Consider the following 905-nt stretch of genomic DNA (forward strand, 5'->3'; position numbering starts at 1 on the left):
CTGGACATTAACAAGCAAACCAGCTGGCAGTACAGCTATATTAAGCAGCGCTACATCGGCAATGCCAACATTCACTGCAGATGTTGCTGGTGCATATGTAGCTTCTCTGTTTGTCAATGACGGAAAAGTAAGCAGCACTGTTTCAACAGTGACGGTGAATGCAACAGTCGAAAACGCAGCACCAGTTGCAAATGCTGGTGTAGCACAAAATATTACGACTGGAAATCTAGTAACTTTAAACGGTAGTAACAGCAGCGATGCAAATGGCGATGCATTGACATACAGCTGGTCATTAACAAGCAAACCAGTTGGCAGTACAGCTATATTAAGCAGTGCTACATCGGCAATGCCAACATTCACTGCAGATGTTGCTGGTGCATACGTAGCTTCTGTAGTTGTCAATGACGGAAAAGTAAGCAGCACTGTTTCAATAGTAACGGTGAATGCAACAGTGGCAAACGCAGCACCAGTTGCAAATGCTGGTGTAGCACAAAATATAACGGCTGGAAATCTAGTAACTTTAAACGGTAGTAACAGCAGCGATGCCAATAATGACGCTTTAACATTTATCTGGACATTAACAAGCAAACCAGCTGGCAGTACAGCTATATTAAGCAGCGCTACATCGGCAATGCCAACATTCACTGCAGATGTTGCTGGTGCATATGTAGCTTCTCTGTTTGTCAATGACGGAAAAGTAAGCAGCACTGTTTCAACAGTGACGGTGAATGCAACAGTCGAAAACGCAGCACCAGTTGCAAATGCTGGTGTAGCACAAAATATAACGGCTGGAAATCTAGTAACTTTAAACGGTAGTAACAGCAGCGATGCCAATAATGACGCTTTAACATTTATCTGGACATTAACAAGCAAACCAGCTGGCAGTACAGCTATATTACGACCGA

General features: G+C 43.4%; 1 protein-coding gene. It reads left to right on the forward strand.

Annotated features, from left to right (window positions below; genetic code table 11):
- On the forward strand, positions 1 to 905 hold a 905-nt coding region (locus B9Z48_RS21620; protein ID WP_199233571.1), incomplete at both ends, for a PKD domain-containing protein.

This window comes from Limnohabitans sp. WS1, from assembly GCF_003063265.1.
In the GTDB taxonomy this organism is placed as follows: domain Bacteria; phylum Pseudomonadota; class Gammaproteobacteria; order Burkholderiales; family Burkholderiaceae_C; genus Limnohabitans_A.